At 55.8% G+C, this 22,324-nt stretch carries 17 protein-coding genes; 12 read left to right on the forward strand and 5 right to left on the reverse strand.

Going from position 1 to position 22,324, the window contains the following annotated elements; genetic code table 11:
* Positions 1-67 precede the first annotated feature (67 nt).
* The 7 genes from hemQ (at position 68) to CIK74_RS09860 (ending at position 7,119) form a co-directional block, all read left to right on the forward strand.
* The gene (gene hemQ, locus CIK74_RS09830) at positions 68-754 is read left to right on the forward strand and encodes a hydrogen peroxide-dependent heme synthase (RefSeq protein ID WP_096256045.1); all 687 of its coding nucleotides are present in this window, start codon (positions 68-70) and stop codon (positions 752-754) included.
* Entirely contained in the window at positions 751-1,956 is a 1,206-nt protein-coding gene (locus CIK74_RS09835; protein ID WP_096255999.1) for a ferrochelatase, read from the forward strand. The genes hemQ and CIK74_RS09835 overlap by 4 nt, the downstream gene beginning before the upstream one ends.
* Complete coding sequence (gene hemC / locus CIK74_RS09840; RefSeq protein WP_096256001.1) at positions 1,953-2,927, forward strand: hydroxymethylbilane synthase; 975 nt, start codon at positions 1,953-1,955, stop codon at positions 2,925-2,927. Before CIK74_RS09835 ends, hemC begins: the two co-directional genes overlap by 4 nt.
* A gap of 8 nt (positions 2,928-2,935) precedes the next feature.
* Complete coding sequence (locus tag CIK74_RS09845) at positions 2,936-3,718, forward strand: uroporphyrinogen-III synthase (RefSeq protein WP_096256003.1); 783 nt, start codon at positions 2,936-2,938, stop codon at positions 3,716-3,718.
* A gap of 25 nt (positions 3,719-3,743) precedes the next feature.
* Positions 3,744-4,730, forward strand: coding sequence for a porphobilinogen synthase (hemB, locus tag CIK74_RS09850; protein WP_096256004.1), 987 nt, complete (start codon positions 3,744-3,746; stop codon positions 4,728-4,730).
* On the forward strand, positions 4,731-6,038 hold the full coding sequence (gene hemL / locus CIK74_RS09855; RefSeq protein WP_096256006.1) for a glutamate-1-semialdehyde 2,1-aminomutase: 1,308 nt from the start codon (positions 4,731-4,733) through the stop codon (positions 6,036-6,038).
* Between the two features lie 148 nt (positions 6,039-6,186).
* The gene (locus CIK74_RS09860) at positions 6,187-7,119 is read left to right on the forward strand and encodes an amidohydrolase family protein (protein ID WP_096256008.1); all 933 of its coding nucleotides are present in this window, start codon (positions 6,187-6,189) and stop codon (positions 7,117-7,119) included.
* Positions 7,120-7,185: 66 nt separating this feature from the next.
* Here CIK74_RS09860 and CIK74_RS09865 read toward each other — a convergent pair whose 3' ends face one another.
* From CIK74_RS09865 to CIK74_RS09880, 4 genes are all read right to left on the reverse strand, one after another.
* Positions 7,186-8,037 carry a MetQ/NlpA family ABC transporter substrate-binding protein gene (locus CIK74_RS09865; protein ID WP_096256010.1) on the reverse strand — a complete coding sequence of 284 codons (852 nt, stop codon included), beginning with the start codon at positions 8,035-8,037 and terminating at the stop codon, positions 7,186-7,188.
* 105 nt (positions 8,038-8,142) lie between these two features.
* Positions 8,143-8,823 carry a methionine ABC transporter permease gene (locus tag CIK74_RS09870; protein WP_096256011.1) on the reverse strand — a complete coding sequence of 227 codons (681 nt, stop codon included), beginning with the start codon at positions 8,821-8,823 and terminating at the stop codon, positions 8,143-8,145.
* Positions 8,824-8,826: 3 nt separating this feature from the next.
* Positions 8,827-9,819 carry an ATP-binding cassette domain-containing protein gene (locus tag CIK74_RS09875; RefSeq protein WP_096256013.1) on the reverse strand — a complete coding sequence of 331 codons (993 nt, stop codon included), beginning with the start codon at positions 9,817-9,819 and terminating at the stop codon, positions 8,827-8,829.
* A gap of 244 nt (positions 9,820-10,063) precedes the next feature.
* Positions 10,064-10,747: a 3'-5' exonuclease gene (locus CIK74_RS09880; protein ID WP_096256015.1), complete on the reverse strand. Its 684-nt coding sequence runs from the start codon at positions 10,745-10,747 to the stop codon at positions 10,064-10,066.
* An 87-nt stretch (positions 10,748-10,834) separates the two neighbouring features.
* On the opposite strand from CIK74_RS09880, the gene CIK74_RS09885 reads away from it, so the two are divergent.
* Genes CIK74_RS09885 through CIK74_RS09895 form a run of 3 tightly spaced genes read left to right on the forward strand, consistent with a single transcriptional unit; the run spans position 10,835 to position 17,774 of the window.
* Positions 10,835-11,224 (forward strand): MGMT family protein, encoded by a 390-nt coding sequence (locus CIK74_RS09885; RefSeq protein ID WP_096256017.1) that lies wholly within the window; start codon positions 10,835-10,837, stop codon positions 11,222-11,224.
* On the forward strand, positions 11,221-14,430 hold the full coding sequence (locus CIK74_RS09890) for an ATP-dependent DNA helicase (protein ID WP_096256018.1): 3,210 nt from the start codon (positions 11,221-11,223) through the stop codon (positions 14,428-14,430). The genes CIK74_RS09885 and CIK74_RS09890 overlap by 4 nt, the downstream gene beginning before the upstream one ends.
* Positions 14,427-17,774 carry an ATP-dependent DNA helicase gene (locus CIK74_RS09895; protein WP_096256020.1) on the forward strand — a complete coding sequence of 1,116 codons (3,348 nt, stop codon included), beginning with the start codon at positions 14,427-14,429 and terminating at the stop codon, positions 17,772-17,774. The genes CIK74_RS09890 and CIK74_RS09895 overlap by 4 nt, the downstream gene beginning before the upstream one ends.
* Here CIK74_RS09895 and CIK74_RS09900 read toward each other — a convergent pair.
* A complete protein-coding gene (locus CIK74_RS09900; RefSeq protein WP_240520514.1) occupies positions 17,764-19,068 on the reverse strand; it encodes a phosphotransferase in 1,305 nt (434 codons plus the stop codon). The genes CIK74_RS09895 and CIK74_RS09900 overlap by 11 nt on opposite strands.
* Positions 19,069-19,184: 116 nt before the next feature.
* Between CIK74_RS09900 and nudC the strand changes: the two genes are divergently transcribed.
* Complete coding sequence (nudC, locus tag CIK74_RS09905) at positions 19,185-20,114, forward strand: NAD(+) diphosphatase (protein ID WP_096256022.1); 930 nt, start codon at positions 19,185-19,187, stop codon at positions 20,112-20,114.
* A complete protein-coding gene (locus CIK74_RS09910; RefSeq protein ID WP_096256024.1) occupies positions 20,111-22,234 on the forward strand; it encodes an ATP-dependent DNA helicase UvrD2 in 2,124 nt (707 codons plus the stop codon). The genes nudC and CIK74_RS09910 overlap by 4 nt, the downstream gene beginning before the upstream one ends.
* The last annotated feature ends 90 nt before the right edge of the window (positions 22,235-22,324 follow it).

Below are 22,324 nucleotides of genomic sequence, written 5' to 3' on the forward strand. Positions count from 1 at the left end.
TAAGTTAGATCAGATGATCAAGGAGAAAACCTCAGTGAGCTACGTACCACAGCATAATTCGCCGGTCATGCGAGACCGTGAGGCCGCCGGGGAAAACCCGACCATGTTCTACACCCTGTGGACCGTGTTCAAGCGTTCCGCCAAGGTGGAACTGGGCGCGGCTGAGGCCACCGGGTTTGACTCGCTCATCGCGGAACTCGCCGAGGCCGGTGCGGTCGTTCGCGGCATCTACGATGTATCGATGATGCGCGAAGAAGCCGACATTATGGTCTGGATGCATGGTCCGGCAGCTGAACTGTTGCAGGCATCGATGCGCAAGGTCCGTCGCAGTGCGTTACTTGCTGGCACAGAAATTGTGTACTCCACGATGGCCGTGCACCGTGAAGCCGAATTCTCCAAGGACCACTCGCCGGCCTTCTCCCGCGGTGTGGATCCGAAGGGGTGGATGACCGTTTACCCATTCGTCCGCTCCCACGACTGGTACACCATGGACCCTGCGGCACGCGGCAAGATGCTGCGCGATCACGGCATGCTTGGACGCGAATTCCCTAACGTGCTGGCTAATACCGTGGCAGCGTTCTCCTTCAGCGACTTCGAGTGGCAGATCTGCTTGGAAGCCGATGACATGATCGACCTGGTCGATATGATGCGTCACTTGCGTTACACCGAAGCGCGCCACCACGTCAGCGAAGAGACGCCGTTCTACACCGGACGCCGGATCTCGGCCGCCGAGGCCATCGAGGTCTTGAAGTGACCCAGGATTTCGATCCACGCACCGGCTACGACGCCAACGGTCAAATGGTCCCTAAAGCCTATGACGCGATCCTGCTGTCCTCTTTTGGAGGTCCCGAAGGCCAAGACGATGTGATCCCGTTCCTGCGCAACGTCACCGCAGGCCGTGGGATCCCCGACGAACGCCTGGAAGAAGTCGCGGTGCACTATCGCAAAAACGGTGGGGTTTCGCCGATCAACGGCCAGAACCGTGCATTACTTGCCGCGTTGGAAGCCGAGCTGGCGGCGCGTGATATCAATATTCCGGTGTACTGGGGCAACCGCAACTGGCACCCGTTCGTCAATGACACGCTGAAGAATATAGCAGCCGACGGGCATCGCAAGGTGCTACTGATGGGCACCGGTGCCTATACCGGGTATTCGGCGTGCCGCCAGTACCGCGAAGATTTGGGTATGGGCTTACGCGAGACCGGCCTGGAAGGTGTGCTCGAAGTTGATAAGTTGCGTCAGTTCTTTGATACGCCCGCCTTCGTGCAGCCGTTTATCGAGGGACTAAGCACTTCGTTAGCCGAGGTTCGTGCGCAACTGAGCGCAAAGAACCAAAACGACGCCAAGATCAAGATCGTCTTTGTGACTCACTCGATCCCGATGTCGGACGCTAACGCGGCTGGCCCGGCGCAGTTACGTGCCACGGCGAGCGAGAATCTTTACACCGCGCAGCACCGTGCAGTAGCAGAACATATTTTGGCCAACGTACCCGAAGCACAGGGCCTGGAACACAGCCTGGTGTACCAGTCGCGTTCCGGTGCACCACACGTGCCTTGGCTAGAACCAGACATTAATGATGCACTTCAAGCCGATGCGGACGCCGGAGTAGCAGGCGTTGTGGTGGTGCCCATTGGGTTCATTTCCGATCACATGGAAGTGCTCTGGGACTTAGACACTGAAGCGAAGGACAGCTGTGCACAGCTTGGCCTTGCCTTTAGTCGGGCTGCGACTCCTGGCACGCACCATGCCTTCGTTTCTGGGCTGGTGGATCTGGTCGAGGAGCGTTTGGCCGATGCCAACGGCGAAGCTTTGCGCGACGGACGGATTAGCGTGGTGGCGGGCGGACCATGGTTTGATGTGTGCCGTCCGAATTGTTGTGAAAAGCGCGCGCTGGATGGAGCCTTGCGTCCTACCATCGCAGGTGTCGATTCAGAAGTGGGGGTGCCTGCGCCATGAGCGAGACATTTCGTGTAGGAACGCGCGGAAGCGCGCTTGCGACTACACAAACCGGTTGGGCAGCTAAACGATTGGCACAGTCTTCCGGGCTAGAGGTTGAAACCATTTTGGTGAAGACCGAAGGAGACGTGATCACTGGCCCACTGTCACAACTGGGCGGAACCGGAGTCTTCGCTGCCGCACTGCGTCAGCATCTGCTAGATTCCGGATGCGATTTGGCAGTGCATTCCTTGAAGGATCTGCCCACCAAGCAGCCTGAAGGATTGGTGTTGGCGGCCATTCCAGAACGTGAAGACGTGCGTGACGCACTATGCGCCCGTGATGGTCTGAAACTTTCCGAGCTGCCCGAAGGGGCAAAAATCGGTACTGGGTCACCACGCCGTGCGGCCCAGCTCTTGGCTTTCCGTCAAGACTTCCAAATCGTTGATATTCGTGGCAACGTCCCCACCCGACTTGGGCGGGTCAAGGGGATCGGAGATACCCATGATGATGGCAGTGTAGGGCGAAGTGTGCAGGGCGATCTGGACGCGGTGATTTTGGCTGCGGCCGGGATGCGCCGGTTGGGTTTGGACAAGCACATCACCGAATATCTGGACCCGCAGATCATGTTGCCAGCCCCGGGGCAAGGTGCGCTCGCCTTAGAAGTGCGCAGCACCGGTTCGGACCATCCAGCCTTGGATCAGGCACTGGCGGATTTGGACCACCTGCCAACACGTATGCAGGTCGAAGCCGAACGCGCACTGTTGGCTGCCTTGGAGGCAGGGTGCGCAGCGCCGATTGGTGCACTGGCTCGGGTGGAGGGACAGACACTGATCTTGGAAGCTGTCGCCTGTAACCCGGACGGTTCCGAAACCATGCGCCGTAGCGCTCAAAGCAACGGGCTTTCAGTGCAAGCCGCCCAAGAACTTGGACGTAGCCTCGCCGAATCGATGATCGCCGACGGCGCCGCGGTTGTCGCGGGTTTGGTCTAAGCGGTCACATGAGCCACCAGGCACTCATCTTGCGCGAGGCGGCGCGAGCCGCCGCCACCGTGCGGGAATTCGAGAAGCTGGGCATTGAATGTTTCTCTGCCCAGCTGATCGAAACCGTCTGGCCGCAGGATCTGAGCGAATTGCGTCGCTCGATTCAATCGTTAGTCGCCGGGGAGTATCAGTGGCTGGTGCTCACTTCGGTGAATACTGTTGAAGTCATCGCTACGATCCTCGACGGAGAAGCACTTCCAGACGGGCTGAAGGTTGCGTCGGTTGGAACAAAAACCGCTGCGGTAGCCAAAGAGCGTATGGGCGTTGTCTCCGATTTTGTGCCCACGGATCAATCTGCGGCCGGCATGGTGGAGCAATGGCACTTGGACCCAGGACAGAAAATCTTCTATCCACATGGAGATCTTGCCAGCTCAACTCTTGCGACAGGGCTGACCGGCCATCGGCTCGATGAGGTTGTGGCCTACCAGACCGTTGACGCACCGAGTGGAGCAGTCCCATTACGCAGCAGCGAGGTGCCAGCCGCAGCGCAAGTGCTTGCACCATGGGAGATCGCCGGGAATCTCGACCGATTTGACCTAGTGGTTTTCAGCGCACCAAGTATCGTGCGGCGTTTTGTTGAACTGACCGGTGACACGCTGGTCGAACGGGTGCAAAACATTGCCATTGGCCAGCCAACCGCGCAGGCCCTGCGACAAGCAGGGTTACCAGTGGACGCGATTGCTAGTGAACCAACACCCACGGGTCTGGCCTTAGCGGCCCAAGAACTAATCAAAAAGTGAATCATCAATTCTAGAAAGAAGTGACATGGGTTTCCCTCAGCACCGACCTCGCCGACTCCGGCAGAATCCTGCAGTTCGTCGACTCGTGGCAGAATTTGAGCTCTCCTCGCGACAGCTGATCCTGCCTGCCTTTGTCCGTGAGGGACTCACCGAGCCGAACCCGATCACCTCCATGCCTGGCGTCATGCAACACACCATGGATTCGCTCAAGGCTACCGCGGCGGATGCAGCGCAGCGTGGCTTGGGCGGCATAATGCTCTTTGGTATCCCAGAGCATCGGGACGAGACCGGCAGCGCCGGGATCGATCCGAAAGGAATTTTGAATAGGGGCATCGCCGCTGTTCGCGAAGAAGTTGGCGACGAATTAGTGATCATGTCTGATGTCTGTTTGGACGAATTTACCTCTCATGGACACTGCGGCGTGCTTGATGAGAAGGGCGCAGTGGACAATGACCGCACCCTAGAAATCTATGCCGAAATGGCAGTGATGCAGGCTGAAGCCGGCGCGCATATCCTCGGCCCATCGGGAATGATGGACGGGCAGATCGCCGTCATCCGCGAGGCTCTAGACCAGGCCGGCAAACAAGATGTTGCGGTACTCGCTTACGCGGCAAAATACGCTAGCGCCTTCTACGGACCGTTCCGTGAAGCCGTCGATTCGCAGTTGCAAGGCGATCGCCGTACCTACCAGATGGACGCATCGAACCGCCGCGAGGCACTGCTGGAGGTCGAGCTGGACCTCGCCGAAGGCGCAGATATGGTCATGGTGAAACCAGCCATGAGCTACCTAGATATCGTCTCTGACATCGCACAGATGTCGCCGGTACCGGTCTCCGCTTACCAGATCTCCGGGGAATACGCGATGATCGAAGCTGCCGCGGCCAATGGTTGGATTGACCGCAAGGCCTCCGTGATGGAGTCGTTGCTGTCGATTCGTCGTGCGGGCGCCGAACAGATCTTGACCTATTACGCAGCCGAAGTTGCCGGCTGGTTGAACGAAGGAAAGAAATAAATGTCGAATTCCGAGAGGCTTTTCGCCGAGGCCCAAGAAGTAATGCCCGGTGGCGTGAACTCGCCAGTTCGCGCCTTCGGCTCCGTTGGCGGCGTACCACCATTTATGGTCGGCGCTAAGGGTGCTTACCTGACCGACGCAGACGGCAAGGAATATGTTGACCTAGTCTGCTCCTGGGGTCCAGCGTTGTTGGGTCACGCTCACCCCGAGATTCAGTCGGCGGTTCACGCAGCCGTTGACCGCGGGCTGTCCTTTGGCGCATCAACCCCGGATGAGGCGAAGCTTGGCAAGCTGATCAAGGATCGAGTGGGAGGTGTAGACCGGGTACGTATGGTCTCCACCGGTACCGAAGCGACCATGACCGCGGTGCGTTTGGCACGCGGCTTCACCGGCCGCGAACTGATCATCAAGTTTGCTGGTTGCTACCACGGCCACCTCGATAGCCTGTTGGCCGATGCCGGCTCAGGCGTTGCAACCTTGGCGCTGCCAGGTTCCGCCGGAGTCACCGCGGCCACCGCTGCCGAAACCCTCGTGTTGCCATACAACGACCGCGCAGCGGTTGAAGCCGCATTCGCCGAGCACGGGGCAAATATTGCCGCCGTGATCACCGAATCAGCACCGTGCAACATGGGCGTCGTCACTCCGGACGCGGGTTATAACAAGTTCCTCAAGGAAACTACCGCCAAGTACGGCGCACTGCTGATCCTTGACGAAGTCCTCACCGGCTTCCGCGCATCATCCTCCGGTTACTGGGGTCTGAGCGGCAAGGACGAAGGCTGGAATGCGGACCTATACACCTTCGGTAAAGTCATCGGCGGCGGCCTTCCGACCGCTGCCTTAGGTGGTCGCTCCGACGTCATGGATTATCTAGCCCCGTTGGGCCCGGTATATCAGGCTGGCACGCTCTCGGGTAACCCGGTAGCAATGGCTGCCGGCATCGCTCAGCTAACCCACGCCACCGATGAGGTCTACGCTCACATTCTTAAGCAGTCCACCGCTCTGCAGGCGAAGCTCAGCGAAGCTTTCAACGAGGCAGGGGTGGATCACTCGATCCAGCGCGCAGGTTCGTTGTTCTCGGTAGCGTTTGGCACCTCGGCCAAGGGCGTACATAACTACGCAGATGCACAGGCTCAGGAAGCGTTCCGCTACGCACCGTTCTTCCACTCGATGCTTGACTCAGGTGTTTACCTGCCACCAAGTGTGTTCGAAGCTTGGTTCCTCTCAGCAGCGCATGATGATGAGGCAATGGAGAAGGTCTTCGCAGCACTTCCAGCGGCTGCGCGGGCCGCCGCTGCTGCCAAGGCATAACCCCCTAATTACCGAGGTACTAGCTCTCCACAATGTGGAAGCTGGTATCTCGGTTTTATGCCCTGGAGAATTCACGGAGGACTTGTAGAGCCGAACTTGATAGCTTGGCTAGAACATCAATGGTTGCAAGAAACATGAGGAACGGTTTATGACGGACGCGGTCTCGGAGCATCTGGTGCCAAAAACGGATCAACAGATCCCCGAATTTTTGGATTATCTCGGTATTCCAGGCCTCGCCGATATCCACGTGCATTTCCTCCCAGAACCAATGTTGCAAAAAGTCTGGGCGTACTTTGATCAGGCAGAACAAAGTTATGGCCGCCCGTGGCCCATTACGTATCGAATGGACGAAGAGTCGCGCATTAAGCGGCTTCGCGAGATCGGGGTAGTAGCTATTCCCGCGTTGTCCTACGCGCATAAGGCAGGCATGGCGAGGTGGCTCAATGAATGGGCACAAGACTTCAGCAGTCGCGTCTCCGGGGCCTTGCACTGTGCGACTTTCTACCCGGAACCCGGAGTTGGCAACTACGTCCAAGAAGCCATCGACGCTGGTGCACAACTATTTAAGCTCCACATTCAGGTCGGCGGCTTCACACCGAATGATGTGCAACTGGATGAAGCGTGGAGAGCGCTTGAACACGAGCAAATCCCGGTCGTAATCCACGCCGGCTCTGCACCGCTCGACGGTAGTTTCACCGGACCGCAACATGTCCGCCGGCTCTTGGAGAAATTCCCCGAATTGGTGCTGGTGATTGCGCATATGGGCATGCCCGAGTATCACGAGTTTGCGGATTTAGCCGAGGAATTTGTGGGCGTACATTTAGATACCACCATGGTGGGTACCGACTTCACAAATGGATTTGCGCCGATGCCAGATAGCTATATCAACCGTTTACCGGCCTTGCAGGACAAGATCATTCTCGGCTCAGACTACCCGAATATTCCGTATGCCTATGCCCACCAAATCGAGGCTCTAGCCCGACTAGGGCTTGGGCGAACCTGGCTCAGAGCGGTGCTTTGGGAGAACGGAGCCAGACTCCTTGGTTTGTCTGGGGAGGCAGCTTCTTCAACAGATTCTTGAGATTAAACGACGTAGCGCTCCTCTGCCCGCTGGGCAAAGGAGCGCTACGTTAGGTCTTTGGAGTCCTTATGAAGCTGGGATAACGCTTCCGTCGGTCCAGGTCTTCTTGATGAATGCGGCTACTTCTTCGGAGTGCAGCAGCTCGTCAAGCTTGGCAATGGCTGGAGTTTCCTCGCCTGCACGCCAGGTCAGGAAGTTCGAGTTCGGGTTGTCCTGTGATGATTCTTGCGCAAGTACTTCATCCAGATTCAGCTTCGCCTGAACGATGTAGTTTCCGTTGATCACTGCCAGTCCGATGTTGTCATCTTCGGCGTAGAACTTTGGAACCTGTTCCGAGTTCACTTCATTGAAAGTTAGCTTCTTCGGGTTCTTGGTATCGTCGCCGTCAAGCGTCAGGGCTGAATCATCGTCGGTAAGTCCCGAAAGCAGTCCCGCGCTTTCCAGCACGCGCAGCCCGCGAAGCTGGTTCACCGGGTCGTTATTCAACAGCACCAATGAGCCGTCGGCGACGTCTTCAGGCTTATCGAACTTCTTCGAGAAAATGGTCAGTGGCTCCAAGTGGACGCCCTTACCGTGTTCGAATTCGTAACCCTTGTCAGCAACCTGCTGTGCTAGGTACGCCTCGGTCTGGAAGTAGTTAGCATCGATGGTGCCATCGGCCAGAGCAATATTTGGTGTCTGGTAGTCATCAATTTCCTGAATTTCCAGGTCGATACCGGCGTCCTTAGCCAAGTTCTCATCAATGAATTCGAGAATCTGGGAGTGCGGGACCGGGCTAGCGCCGACCTTGACGACGACAGGGTTTGCTGGGTCGAGGCTTGGTGCCGCCGAGGGTTCGGTGGATCCGGTGCTACCGCAGGCGGTCACCGCAAAGAGAGTAGCGACACCAGTGATGGCAAGTGCGAGCTTTGTACGCATTGTGAGTGTTTTCCTTTGAGTACGAACCGTTGCCGGTAACGAAAGGGGAGGTTAGGTATGGCAGTTCTGCCGACCAAGCCCGTCGGGTGACCGACGGAAAATTATCTAACGGTGATCGATCTTGCGAGCGACGATGTCGCCAACAATCTGTACGATCTGGACCATGATGAGGATGATGACCATGGTGACCAACATGATTCCCATGTCGTAGCGCTGGAAGCCGTAGTTGTAAGCCAGGCGCCCCAGGCCACCGCCACCGACTAGTCCGGCCATCGCTGAGTAACCGATGAGCGTGACCACGGTGGTAGTCAGTGCGGCGATAAGACCTGGCATCGCTTCGGGTACTAAGACTTTGCGGATAACCTGCATCTTGGTGGATCCCATCACCAATGCCGCATCAACCTTGCCGGATGAAACATCACGCAACGCAGTTTCAACAAGCCGAGCGAAGAAGGGAACCGTGCCGATGGTCAATGACACGGAGGCTGCCACCGGGCCGAGAGACTCGCCGGTGATGGCCTTGGCTACGGGAATCAGAGCCACCATCAAGATGGCGAACGGAATCGAACGGGTGATGTTGACGATGATGCCGGAGAGCACCACGTTCAGCCAACGGATGGGTAGCAGTCCACCTTTGCCGGTGTTATGCAACAGAATTCCCAGTGGTAAACCGATGACAATGGTGAATGCTGTGGCAATCAGTACCATCTGCAGCGTTTCCACGGTGGCCGGCCACATAGCCCTGGTGATACCTGGGTTGTTCAAGAGTTCAGTGAAGAAATCCATAACTTACTTGGCCTCCTTCACGGTTACTGCGATTCCAGCGGACTTCAGATATTCGACGATTGCGCCAAGGTCTGCATCAGGGGCAAACTGCACGCGTAAGTGTGCAAACTGCTGATCGCCTAGGTGTTCAACGGAGCCTGCTAATACGTTGACGTCGGTGTTGAACTTACGCGCAATTCCTGAGATGACTGGCTCGGTGGCCTGATCTCCGGTGTAGAGCAGATCTACCACCGGTCCGGCACCATCGACCTGTGGAGCGTCGCCTGGAAGTGGAAGTAGCGTTGAAGCCAAACGTCCTGAAGGGTTGGTAATGACCGCTTCAATGTCGCCGTGTTCAACGATCTTGCCGGCTTCTAGAAGAGACACCGAATCACAGGCCTGCTTCACGACGTGCATCTCGTGGGTAATGATCAACACGGTGATGTTTAGACGGTTGCGTAGTTCCTTGACAAGTTCAAGAATTTCATTGGTGGTCTGCGGATCCAACGCGCTGGTCGGCTCGTCACAGAGCAACACATCGGGGTCGGTGGCCAATGCGCGGGCAATGCCTACGCGTTGGCGCTGACCGCCGGAAAGCTGCGAGGGGTAGCCTTTGGCGAACTGTGTCAGGCCCACGAGCTCAAGAAGTTCCGAAACTTTTTTCGCAACGTCTTTCTTGGGAGTACCTACCAGTTCTAGTGGGTAGGCAATATTTTGTTCGGTGGTACGTGAATCGAACAAGTTCGCATGCTGGAAGACCATACCGATACGACGACGGGCATTACGCAGCTCATCGTCGCTGACGTTAGTTAGCTCTTTGCCGTTGACAGCAACGGTGCCGGAGGTCGGCTGGTCAAGCAAAGTTAGGCATCGCACGAGCGTGGATTTACCAGCTCCGGAGTGTCCAACAATGCCGTGAATTTTCCCGGTGGGGACTTCAAGGCTCACGCCGTCGAGGGCAACAACGTCATTGTTGCCTTGGCGGTAGACCTTACGCAGGTCACTAATTGTGATCACTAGGCGCGTTCCTTCAATTCTCAAGGGGTATAGAGAGTACCCTCCATTGAATCATCATCGAACAATATCGCCCTAACGCCCCTTGGAATAAGGTAACTATTCTTAATTTCGGGTGTAATTGACGGTGTTGTCGAAGAAGATTCGCTGAATTGTGACTGAAGATGAACGATTGACTTACCCGGCAATTCGGGGGAGTCGCTTTGAGGGTTGTGAAGTGAGTAACAGTTAGTGGAAAATCAGGCCATTAGCTGTCTTTGATTGGCCAAGCACCGTCAACGACAGCCTGAGGATCACGCTTTCGTAGGTATTCTTGAAAGCTTGCGGCTTGATCCCGAGCCCAGCCAATCTGCCAACCATGCAAGTCTTGTGGGTCCACCTGAAGTTGAGGATATTTCTGCGCAATGGCGCGAGCCACGCCAACGCATGCAACTGAGTCGGCAAACGAGGTGTGCGCATTTTCGAGCACTACGCCGTAATGTTCACAGGCTGCGGCAAGCGTGCGCTTTCCCTTGCGAAACTTGTCCACTTGCTTGTCGATGATGAACGGATCAATCACGTTTCCGGGAATGAGCGGTACTAAACCATAACGCAACGCCTCGGCATGCAGAACCGAGAAATCGTAGGACGCGTTAAACGCCACAATGGGAGATTGTTTGGCAGCAAACTGAAGCAAATTGAGGATCTCGTCGACGCCTTGTGCCGCAGGCATTCCCTCGGCCCGTGCCTTTTCGGTGGAAACACCGTGGACAGCGGTTGCTGCCTCGGGGATCTCGACTCCAGGATCAACGAGCCACTCGCGCTGATTCACTACCTGCCCTTGGGCATCGAGAAGAACCACTGACGCGGTGACGATGCGAGCGGTGTTGGTATCGACGCCTGTGGTTTCCAAGTCAAAGCCAACGACAAGGCCCTTATGCCATTCATTCATGAAAACAACGCTACCCGTTCGTTCCTACAACTTTTCCACTGACGCTCCGGTTGTGGATGGGGATCTGGAAGTTGGCACAATGGTGACATGAGCACCGTACCCACACCCGCAAGTCTCGAATATGCCGAAGCCGTTCACCGGCTCGCGGCATTAGTTCCGCCAGGCGCGGTCCTTAGCTATGGTGACGTTGCAGAACTCTTAGGTAGCGGTGGCCCAAGACAAGCAGGAAAGGCTATGACTTCTTCACCGTCAGCAACGCCTTGGTGGCGGATTATCCGAGCCGATGGCACACTGCCACCGGACCTTGCTGAGCAAGGCAATACCGCATGGAAAACCGAAGGTACCCCACGCAAGGGCCAACGCGTTGATATGAGCCAAGCACGGTGGCAACCAGATGATGCCCAGTGGGAACAAATTCAATCTTTGAAAGCGGCGTTGCAAGCAAGCTACTTGTCGCCAACGGATGATCAACTATGAACATGGAAGAATCGTCCGACTCGGCACCATTAGATACCGCTTCATTGCTTGAGCAATTATCAGTGGTAGAAAAACCGACGCTAGTCACTGGAGCCCCTGGCACCGGAAAAACTACAGCCCTTATTGACCTGGCTGTTGGGCACCTTGGCGCTGGCTTAGATCCGCTACAGCTGTTGATCATTGCTCCAACTCGTCTTACGGCCGCCGGAATTCGAGATGAACTTAGTCGCCGAGCAGATCAAACCTTTACCGAACCGGTGGTTCGAACCTGGTCAGCGTACGCATTCGACCTGATCCGCCGGGCACGGCTAGAAGGTTTATTGCCTACCTTAGAACGCGCACCACGACTTTTATCGGGACCAGAACAAGACACACTTATCGGCAACCTGCTTGACGGGCACCGGCAAGGTCTTACCGAAAGCCCGGGATGGCCCGCAGATCTGGATCTGGCCGTAGAGACTCGAGGGTTTAGAAAAGAACTGCGTGAATTTTTTGACCGGGTCTCGGAACTTGGTCTTGAACCGGTGGATATCGCCGAACTAGGTGAACAAACTAAACGTAGCGAATGGGTTGCCGCGGCACGTTTTTACCAGGAATATCGAGACCTGCTCGATTTGGGCAGTGCCGAAGCCTTTGACCCTGCGGGACTGATGACACGCGCCGCACAAATTCTTGAGCAAAATCCAGATTTTCTGAACGACGAGCACGAAAAACTGCAACTAATTTTAGTGGACGATCTTCAAGAAGCGACGTTGTCCCAACACCGGCTCCTGCGCATGATTGGACGTGACCGCTCCATAGTTGCTTTTGCTGCTCCAGACAATGTTGTTCAAGGATTCCGTGGTGCCCGTGCAGACGAACTGAGTCGTTTCACGCAGTCCTACAGTGCAAATGGCGATATTCAGTTTTTCGAATTAACTAGCAGCTTCCGCATGGCCCCCGCCATCATGGAGGCTTGGCAGCGCGTGGTGCGCCGCATCCCTTTGGCAGCAGGCCAACGTGGCCGCGCCTTGCACGCACTTCCCGACATCGAAGATGGCGAAGTTCTGGCGCTGTGTTTCGAAAACTCCACTCTGGAAGAACGCTATATTGCCCAACGCATAGTGCAAATGGACCTCTATGAAGGGTTCCCGCTTTCAGATATTGCCATTGTGGTCCGTAACGGTTCGCAGGTGCGTTCGCTCAGTCGTTTCCTCGAAGGTCAGGGGATTGCGGTACAGGTCCCACCTGCAGAAATCCCGTTGAAGGATGAAGGAGCTGTCCGGCCGTTATTGGATCTGGTCCAGCTTGCCTTAGCAGACGGTGTCAGTGATGATCCGTTACTCATGCAAAACTTATTGCTCTCGCGTTATGGCATGAGCACCGCTTTGGAGATTCGTCGCCTGCGTCAGATGTTGCGCCAACGCGAAAGCTCACAAGGTGGGCGACGCTCCAGCCAAGAACTTCTCGAAGCCACCCTTCACGAACCAGAGTTGACCGAAACCTTGGGCCCTGTGGCCTTCGGACTTAACCGCTTGCTGACCATGTTTGCTGCGTTACGTACGGAACTAGCCACCGGACAAGCGACACCAGAAACCGCCTTATGGGCTTTGTGGGAAGCCTCGGGGCGCGCCAACGTTTGGCGTAAAGAAGCGTTGGGAACGGGGAATGTCGCGCGCAGGGCCGACCATGATCTGGACGCAGTGCTCTCGCTATTCCAAGCAGCAGAGCGGTTCGTGGACCAGCTGCCTGGTGCCAGCGTGGAGCTTTTCCTAGACCATATTTTGCATCAAGACCTGCCTATGGACTCGCTGGCGTCTAGAGCTACCGGTACCCAAACGGTGACGGTACTAACTACCGCTGCAGCGGCAGGGAAACAATGGCCGGTGGTGTTCATCCCAGGCTTGCAAGAAGGTAGCTGGCCGAATCTACGCCTCCGTGGGGAACTGCTGGGTTCCAATGCGCTGGCTGACGCGGTTGAGCATGGAATCTCCTTCTTAAGCACTCGAACCCCGACACAACTGATGCGTGGAATTCGTAGTGATGAAACCCGAAGTTTCAGCAACGCAGTTTCGCGCGCGTCAAAAATGCTGATCTGTACTGCGGTCGACAACGAAGACTCGCAACCATCCTCGTTCTTGGACCTTGTAGATCCACACGACGCGGTAGCCCGAGAACTCACCGAGGTCCCTCGTATCAGGGCATTATCAACCTTGGTGGCGGAACTACGTTTAATGGCCGAACGGGCCAAGGCTGCGCAACTCGGAGCCATTCCAGAACCGGTGAACGGCTCAGCTCAAGAGATCTATCACGACGCCACCTCGGTCCTTAACCGATTGGCACGAAATGACTATCCGGTGCGGGGTGCCCATCCACAGAGCTGGTGGGGGCTGAAACCATTGAGTACAAATGCTCCCGTGGTTCCTGAAGACCAGCCACTTCGAGTTTCGCCGTCCAAGGTGGAAACCCTGGTGAAGTCACCGCTGAACTGGTTTGTCCAAAGCGCCGGCGGGCAAGCAGCCCATGACTTTGCCGCCTCCTTAGGTACCCTGATCCACTCAATCGCCGAGGAACACCCCGAAGCCAGTGGCAACGAATACGCACAGATCTTGGAGCAGCGCTGGCCAGAGTTGGAAAAGCTTCCCAATTGGGAAGGACAACGAGATTTTGACCGAGCCGAAGAGATGCTCAAAAAACTGGCACAGTATTCCATCACCATGCGTACTTCTGGACGAACATTGGCTGCGATCGAGTTACCGTTCCAAGTCGATGTCCCAAACGAAGGGAAAAGCATTCAACTGCGCGGCGTTATTGACCGCATTGAGGCGGACGAAAACGGCAGGGTTACCGTGGTGGATCTGAAGACCGGTGGCACCGCACCCTCGGCGAAGCTCACCGAAACTAATCCGCAGCTTGCGGTCTATCAAACGGCAATCCAACTCGGCGCACTGCAGGAGCAAGATGAAACCGCGCAACTATCCTCCGAACCGGCAGGCGCCTCACTGGTATATGTCGGCACCTCGACGAAGTCGGCTTCGCTTAGGGACCAGCCAGCCTTGGGCGAGGACACCTGGGCCCGTGAGCTGATTCTGCAGGCCGCGCAACTGATGGGCGAGAGCGAATTCATTACCCGCCACACGGTTGGTTCAGAGGGGCTCCGAGGCTCTTGTATGCTGCCCGAAATCTGCCCATTGTGCGAAGAAGGACGACAGGTCACCGAACCATGAGCAATATTAGATTCTCCCCACTAGAACTCTCCGAAGCTTTGGGGGAGCAGTTTCCACCCACCGCGCAACAAGCGGAGATCATTTCTGCGCCATTAGAACCAATGTTGGTGATTGCCGGCGCTGGGTCGGGTAAAACCAAAACTATGGCCGATAAAGTGGTCTGGCTTGTTGCCAATGGGTTGGTTCGTCCCGAAGAAATTCTTGGTGTAACCTTTACCCGTAAGGCTGCCGGAGAGCTCTCGGTGCGTATCCGTGCGAAGATTGCGCAGCTTGTCGCTACGGGGTTGTTGAGTGAGGAAGACACCCGTGACTTCCTTGACCCAGCCGTCTCTACTTATCATTCCTATGCAAATACCTTGGTCCAGGATTATGGACTACGGCTGGGCATTGAAGAAGACACGGTGCTACTAGGAGCTGCCCAATCCTGGCAAATAGCTCATCAGGTCTTGGAGAGCTACACCGGAAGTTACAAACACCTAGGTTCGGCGACCAGCACTTTGATCGATGCGATCGTATCTTTTAGTTCCGAGTCCTCAGAACATCTGGTCTCACCACCGCAGGCCCAACAATGGCTTGATAACCTCATCGAAGAACTCAACGTTCTCCCAATGCAGGCTGACAAGGAAAAGAACCGAACCGCGCCTGCTCAAAAGTTACTAGACAAGCTTGCGTCTCGGGCCACTATTGCTGAATTAGCTCAAGAATATGCGCTGTCGAAGCAAAAACTGGGTGTGATGGATTACGGTGATCTAGTCTCCCACGCGGCACATATTGCCCAGCAGGTTCCGGCGGCGGCGCTCGCCGAACGAACCAACCATAAGGTGGTTTTGCTCGACGAATTCCAAGATACTTCGCATGCCCAAATGGTGTTGTTCTCTGAACTGTATGGACACGGTCATCCAGTAACCGCAGTCGGAGACCCGAATCAGTCCATTTACGGTTTTCGCGGAGCCAGTGCCGGGCAGCTCTTCAGATTTCCAGAAGAGTTTCCTATCGTGCGTGAGTCTGGCAGGGAAGTTGCCCACGTCAAACACCTCACGGTCGCCTGGAGAAATACCGTCAACGTTTTGGAAGCGGCAAACCAGATCACCGCTGGTGGGCAGGAACCAGTTAGCGGACCGGTGTCGGTCAAACCTCTGGAACCCTCTGCTTTTGCGCAGCAGGGACGGGTAGTGCTCAACCGTTGCGCCACAGTGCGCGACGAAGCTGAGAAAATTGCAGATCTTATCGTGGCGCAGAACAAGCCAGGTACCGATACTGTGCTCAAGACCAGCGCGGTGCTCAGCCGTAACCGAGCGAATTTATCGGTGATGGGGGAGGTGCTTGGTGAAAGAGGAATCCCGTACCAGCTTGTAGGGCTGTCCGGATTACTGAGCACCCCCGAACTAACCGACTTGGTGTCTTGTTTGCAGGTGCTTGTTGATCCGTTACGTTCAGATAAATTGATGCGGCTACTGGCTGGAGCACGATGGAGGCTTGGAGCGGCAGATCTAGCGGCATTTGCCGACTGGTCACGTTCGCTGGCCCGTCGCCGGCAAAAGGGACTGAACCCAGAACTAGATTCTGCCGAAGCGCTGACCGAACAGCAAAGTGGGCAGGAAGCGGCCCGCGCCGAGTTAAACGATGCGGCCAGCCTTGTTGAAGCGCTCGATTACCTGCCACCGGCGAAATGGACCAGTTCTGATGGACGCAGTATCTCTGATATTGGTTTTGAACGTCTCGAAGCCTTGCGCGCAGAATTACGTCAGCTACGCCTGATCGCCAATGATGATCTGGAAGCGTTAATCCGTGAGGTCGAAAGAGCGATGAATTTGGACATTGAGGTGGCGTCACGACCATGGATTGCCACGGATAAATATCGCGTCAACCTCGATGCTTTTGCCGATGTGGTGCGCGAATATTGCCGCAATGCCCCACGGGTTGAGCTGGCCGGATTCTTAATGTGGCTTGAACAAGCCGCAGAGAAAGAGAAAGGCTTGCCACTACCTTCGGAAGACGCAGACCCGCAGGCAGTTCAGCTGCTCACGATTCACGCCTCAAAGGGACTGGAATGGGACACCGTCGCGGTGATGTCATTAAACGAGGGAGTGTTCCCGGGCGCCAAATCAGATCGCTGGACCAGCGGAGATAAAGCACTGCCGTGGCCCTTACGCGGGGACAGCGGCGATTTGCCACAGTGGGATACCGACCAGCCGGCGCTCAAGGAATTGATCGAAGCCGAGTCCATTTTTAAAGATCGTGTGGATGACCACCATATTGCCGAGGAACGCAGGCTGGCTTATGTTGCCGTGACCAGGGCGAAGTCGCTACTGATCTGTTCTAGCAGCGTCTGGTCGGGCTCGCGGACCAAACCCTGTGAGCCTTCGGTTTTTATGAATGCACTACTTCCGTTGGTGAATCAAGAGAACCCACACGCCGAGATCGGGACGTGGGTGGAAAATGAGCAAGCCCCGGAAGAGAACCCGGTACGTTCCCAACCATTAGAAGCCGTCTGGCCTTATGACCCGTTGGAAGGTCCGGTGATTACCGGTGCCGTGCAAAAAACACCACATCCATACTCGCGCAGAGAAGTCCTACACATTTTGGCCGATGACGTAATTGCGGACAAAGACAACCCTCAAATGCTCACCAGCTTTGGTGAACATTGGAACGACGAAGCGAACCGACTGTTGGCACAACGCGAGTTCCTCAACAATCGTGAACGTGTCATTGAAGCGCCCGAACATGTGCGAGCCTCGCTCTTTGTGGAGCTTGCCGAGGACCCGGTAGAAGTACTGGAAAATCTTCGCCGTCCCATCCCTCGCCGCCCCGGTTTAGCCGCACGGCGAGGTACCGCGTTCCATGCGTGGATTGAAGAGTTTTACGAACAAACCCAAATGCTGGACTTGGGGGAGATCGTGGAACCAGCGGATCGTTATATTGACGATGTGCTGGATCTTGAATCAATGAAGGAAGCGTTCCTCGCTAGCGAATGGGCTGATCGACAGCCGGCATATGTGGAGGTGCCACTTGAAACACGTGTGGGGCTGGTTGCGGTACGTGGCCGTATCGACGCGGTATTTCATCTCGAAGATGGCACCTGGTTGATGCTCGACTGGAAAACCGGCCGAGTGCCAAGCGGAAAAGACTTGAAGAGCAAATTGGTTCAGTTAGCTGTGTACCGCTTGGGCTGGTCACGACTACATGGGATTCCGTTGGAACAGATCCAAGCAGCGTTCTACTATGTCAGCGCAGGCATCACAATTCACGCAGAATCTTTGGCTTCCGAGGAAGAACTTGAATCAATGATTGCCAACGCCTTTGAAACCCTGACAGACCAGGAAACAAAAGGATCTACGAGCTAGTTTCTTCCTTTGGCTCGGTGTCCTTCGCTGGCACCGAGTCCTCGGATTTAACGGCTGCTACAGGTTCCGGCGTTGCATCAGCAGACTCGTCGCTGGTTTGTGGAACCTGCTCTTGGCTGACTGACTTTTGCCGTGCCTGTTCAGCCGAAGCTTCAGCATCCTCGGGTGATGGCAGAGGCTCTGGATCATCATCGACTGCCAGCTGGGTGACCTTCGAAGTGTTGATTGCGGGAGCGCTGGCCTTCTGCGGCTCGCTTGGAACTTCCGGTGCAAGTACCGGGGCGGGGGCGGCCAATGGGCGTGGGGCTTCGACCACCGACAGCGGCTGTCCGCCGTATTCGGAAATATTGGTATCTAGTTCCTGCAGCATTTCTTCGGCATCGGCGATACGTTCTGCGTCTTTGCTGTCCAAGGATTTCACCAGCCATTGGGCCAGCGCGAATTCTGCGGCCAAGGCGGCACGGCGCATAATATGCGGGTCAGCGGATTTACCGCGTGCCTCAACATAGGCGGCAAATACGCGTTCGCTGAAGCCATGGTCATCGATGGCTGAAAGCCAGGCAAAGTCGTCGGCAGGATCTCCCACATGCAGATCGGTCCAGCCCTTGACCGCGGTAATGCTCGAATGTGAAACCTGAAGTTGTTCTTCGTCAAAGTCACCATGAACTACGGTGGCGTTAAAACGCCAAAGAGAGACGTCCTCCATGGCATGTTCCCAGCGACGAAGTAAACCGCTCGGCACCCGACCGGTAGCGGCCGCGGTATCTAATTCGTTGAGTTTTCGCTGGCGCACCTCATCGGCGGTGTAGGTTGGCAAACCAGCAACCTCAACGGATTCGTCGGGAATCTGATGAATCGCTGCCATGCACTGGCCTAAAGCCACTGCAAGTTTGCTTCCTTCCTCGACCAATTCTTCGAGGGTAGGAACCCTTCCGGGCAGATCTTTGTATACGAAGGTACGCAATGGCCCTTGGCGTACGGTGCCAGCCACCGAAGGAAGCGAGAACGGCAAAGCCGCCCGGACCTTCGCTGAGAATGCGCGTAAGGCTGAGAGCTCGGCTTCCAAGCGCATACTTGCTTCATCATGGCGCGGTGAGCGTACACGCCAGCGGTGTTTTTGAGCGTCCACGATGAGTGCTGAATCGAAGTCTTCTGCATCATCGGACAACGCGGCGAACCCGACCGGGGTTAATCCCGGTACGGCGGCGGTGGCAATTGCGGCGAGTTCCATGGCAGAGCGTTTCACACCCTCCACCGTATGCGAGATTGGCAGTATCTTTCGTGAATGACGCACGGTAGATTGCTTGTTTCGGCGCTCAATCGGGCAGATGCGATTGAGATCATTGTCAATTGTTTCCACAGGGGCTCCAAACCAAGCTGTTGCTCAGCGAATTGCACTAGGTTAGGAGTATGTCGTTGGCAGAAAAATATCGTTTACCACTTACCTCTCTGAGCTTTGCGCGATCGGTGTATGAGCGTCCGGTTACCGAACACGATCAACCGGAGCTCTTGCCACAAGTTATGGCCAACCCGCTGAGCCGGGTCATGCTGATATCTGCGCGTGGAGCCGCTCTTCGAGGTGAATCGTTGATGTTTACGCCTGGTCCGGAATATCAAAGTTCGGGCACCGAGCAGTTCGTTTATCTGGGACGCGATCAGCAACACCCCTACGTGTTGGCCATTGTTGATGAATCGGTGCTGGAGAATGTCGCCGATGCCTCATGGATTACTCTTCGCGAGGCTTTTAGCACCCTCAGCGAAGCACAGGCCGAATTATTTGTTGAAGCCCAAGCGATCACAAATTGGCGGCGCAATGAAGTATTCTGCCCACGCTGTGGTTCCGAGCTTCGCGCGTCAACCTCAGGTTGGGTGCAACGCTGCGTTGCCAATAACCATGAGCTCTTCCCGCGGACCGACCCTGCCATTATCGCGGCCATTATCGATTCCGAAGACCGGCTGTTACTCGGTGCTAACAGCACTTTTAAATCCAAAATGTATTCAGTTCTTGCCGGTTTTGTTGAGGCAGGGGAATCATTGGAATCTGCGGTACGCCGGGAAATCTTTGAAGAGTCCGGGGTGCACGTCGGCGACGTGGCCTATCTCGGTTCCCAACCTTGGCCCTTGCCACGCTCTTTGATGCTTGGCTTTACCGGTGAAGCGCTGAGCACGAAGCTCATTCCTGATGGTACCGAAATCCTTGACTTGCGTTGGTTTACTAGAGAAGAGCTCGGTGCCGAACTACGCGCCGGAAGCCTTCAAATTCCCCGCGGAGTGTCGATTTCGCATGCATTAATCCGTAATTGGTACGGAGAACCCCTTCCGGAGGCCCCAAACAAGTGAGCGAGCAAGAAAACTTTCAGGCCCCAGATCTTCTTTCTGGTCTTGATGTGGAACAGCGTCTCGCAGCAGAATCTCTTCGTGGCCCGCTATGTATCCTTGCCGGAGCCGGCACGGGTAAGACCCGAGCGATTACGCACAGGATCGCGCACGGAGTGCACACTGGTGTTTACAACCCCACCAGCGTCTTGGCGTTGACCTTTACTACGCGGGCCGCCTCAGAAATGCGAACGCGGCTTCGTCTACTGGGCGCTCCGGGAGTTCAAACTAGAACTTTCCATGCCGCCGCGCTACGACAGTTGCAGTACTTCTGGCCGCAGTCAATCGGTGGAACCTTGCCAAACTTGGTGGAGCATAAAGCACCACTAATTGCCGAGTCTGCTCGCCGGCTGAGGATATCAAGTGACCGCGCGATGGTGCGTGATCTTGCCTCAGAAATTGAGTGGGCTAAGGTCTCGATGCATTCTCCGGAGAGTTACGCCAAAGTCGCTTCCAGCCGGGATCTGCCCAATGGGCTCGAAGCAGTCAGCATGGCCCGGATTTTCCAAACTTATGAGGAGCTCAAAGACGACCGTAGCGTTATCGACTTTGAAGATGTCTTGCTACTGACTAGTGCAATTCTGGAAGACAACGAAAAAGTTGCGGCAAATGTACGGTCACAGTATCGGCACTTCGTCGTGGACGAGTATCAGGACGTTTCGCCGCTGCAACAGCGGCTCCTTGATCTGTGGCTCGGTGGGCGAGACGAATTATGCGTGGTTGGTGATGCATCCCAGACCATTTATTCGTTTACCGGGGCGAAACCGGATTATTTGCTGAACTTCGGTGCAAAATACCCGGAGGCGACGGTCGTCAAACTCGTGCGTGACTACAGATCCACGCCAGAAGTAGTTAACCTAGCCAATAAGGTGCTTTCCACTCGTCGGATTGAAACGTCAATGCCGGATCCAACGGTGACTTGGCCCGAACCACTTGAACTTATCGCGCAGCGTGACCATGGGCCAAGCCCAGAATTTTTTGAGGCCGCAGATGACGAACAAGAAGCCGCCGAAGTGGCCCAGCGGATCAAAGCACTGCTCAAAAATGGTCAAGACGTTTCTGAAATCGCGGTCCTTTATCGTACTAACGGACAGTCACAGGCTTTTGAGCAGGCGCTAACAGCTCGAGGAATTTCCTACGTGATGCGAGGTGCCGAACGTTTCTTCTCGAGAAGAGAAGTCAAAGAAGGCATGCTAGCGCTACGTGCCGCGCTGAACGTCGCCGGGGACCAGCCTGTTTCACAGTTGGTGCGCGATGTCCTCGCTTCCCACGGTTATGCGCCAGAGGCGCCAACGGGCAGTACCGGTGCCGTGCGTCAACGCTGGGAATCACTCTCAGCATTGGTGCGCCTAGCAGATGATTTAGTCGCCAGCAGGGGAGCGCAAGGCGATCAAGTTACCTTGCGCGATGTGGTGAAGGAACTTGAAGATCGCGCTGCCACGCAGCACGCGCCCACCCTGGATGGTGTCACCTTAGCGTCATTCCACGCAGCCAAGGGGCTGGAATGGGACGTAGTGTTCTTGGCGGGACTCAGCGACGGACTCGTTCCAATTACCTATGCCAAGGACCAAGCTGGATATGACGAAGAACGACGGCTACTTTATGTCGGAATCACCAGAGCGAGAATCCATCTATACCTTTCATGGTCTTTGGCTCGCACTCCCGGCGGAAGAGCACACCGTTACCCGTCCAGATTCTTAGATGGAATCAAATCAGTACGTCAAGCAAGCAGCCGACAGCAAGCTCCGGTACGTCGCAAGCCACAGAAACTGACACCGTTGGTGTGCGCCGGCTGTGGTTCCTTCTTGACCACGGCTAAAGAGCGAAAGCTCAAACGCTGTTCTTCCTGCCCGGCCGCATACGACGAAGCGCTTTTTGAATCGTTGCGCAGTTGGAGGGCCGCAGTGGCACAGAGCAATTCAGTACCTGCATTCGTCATATTCACCGATGCAACGCTGATGGCTATTGCCGAACATCGACCCTCTACGCTTCCGCAATTGGCTAAGATTTCAGGAGTGGGGCGTAGCAAGATCGAACGCTATGGAGAGGCCATGTTGGCTGTCTTGGCCGAGTACGCGGGTTAGTTATCTACAGTTGGCGAGGCGTGAATGCTGCGCCGTTAGTGCGCTATCTAAGCTAATTGGATAACCAAGTAACCGCCGTGTACGTGCGAA

This window comes from Glutamicibacter sp. BW77, assembly GCF_002332285.1.
In the GTDB taxonomy this organism is placed as follows: Bacteria; Actinomycetota; Actinomycetes; order Actinomycetales; family Micrococcaceae; genus Glutamicibacter; species Glutamicibacter bergerei.

Coding starts and splice junctions, on each gene's coding strand:
- CIK74_RS09885 (WP_096256017.1), top strand. CDS start 10,835: ATGAGCACCGTACCCACACCCGCAAGTCTCGAATATGCCGAAGCCGTT.
- CIK74_RS09860 (WP_096256008.1), top strand. CDS start 6,187: ATGACGGACGCGGTCTCGGAGCATCTGGTGCCAAAAACGGATCAACAG.
- CIK74_RS09880 (WP_096256015.1), bottom strand. CDS start 10,747: ATGAATGAATGGCATAAGGGCCTTGTCGTTGGCTTTGACTTGGAAACC.
- hemQ (WP_096256045.1), top strand. CDS start 68: ATGCGAGACCGTGAGGCCGCCGGGGAAAACCCGACCATGTTCTACACC.
- nudC (WP_096256022.1), top strand. CDS start 19,185: ATGTCGTTGGCAGAAAAATATCGTTTACCACTTACCTCTCTGAGCTTT.
- CIK74_RS09895 (WP_096256020.1), top strand. CDS start 14,427: ATGAGCAATATTAGATTCTCCCCACTAGAACTCTCCGAAGCTTTGGGG.
- hemB (WP_096256004.1), top strand. CDS start 3,744: ATGGGTTTCCCTCAGCACCGACCTCGCCGACTCCGGCAGAATCCTGCA.
- hemC (WP_096256001.1), top strand. CDS start 1,953: ATGAGCGAGACATTTCGTGTAGGAACGCGCGGAAGCGCGCTTGCGACT.
- CIK74_RS09865 (WP_096256010.1), bottom strand. CDS start 8,037: ATGCGTACAAAGCTCGCACTTGCCATCACTGGTGTCGCTACTCTCTTT.
- hemL (WP_096256006.1), top strand. CDS start 4,731: ATGTCGAATTCCGAGAGGCTTTTCGCCGAGGCCCAAGAAGTAATGCCC.
- CIK74_RS09870 (WP_096256011.1), bottom strand. CDS start 8,823: ATGGATTTCTTCACTGAACTCTTGAACAACCCAGGTATCACCAGGGCT.
- CIK74_RS09845 (WP_096256003.1), top strand. CDS start 2,936: ATGAGCCACCAGGCACTCATCTTGCGCGAGGCGGCGCGAGCCGCCGCC.
- CIK74_RS09890 (WP_096256018.1), top strand. CDS start 11,221: ATGAACATGGAAGAATCGTCCGACTCGGCACCATTAGATACCGCTTCA.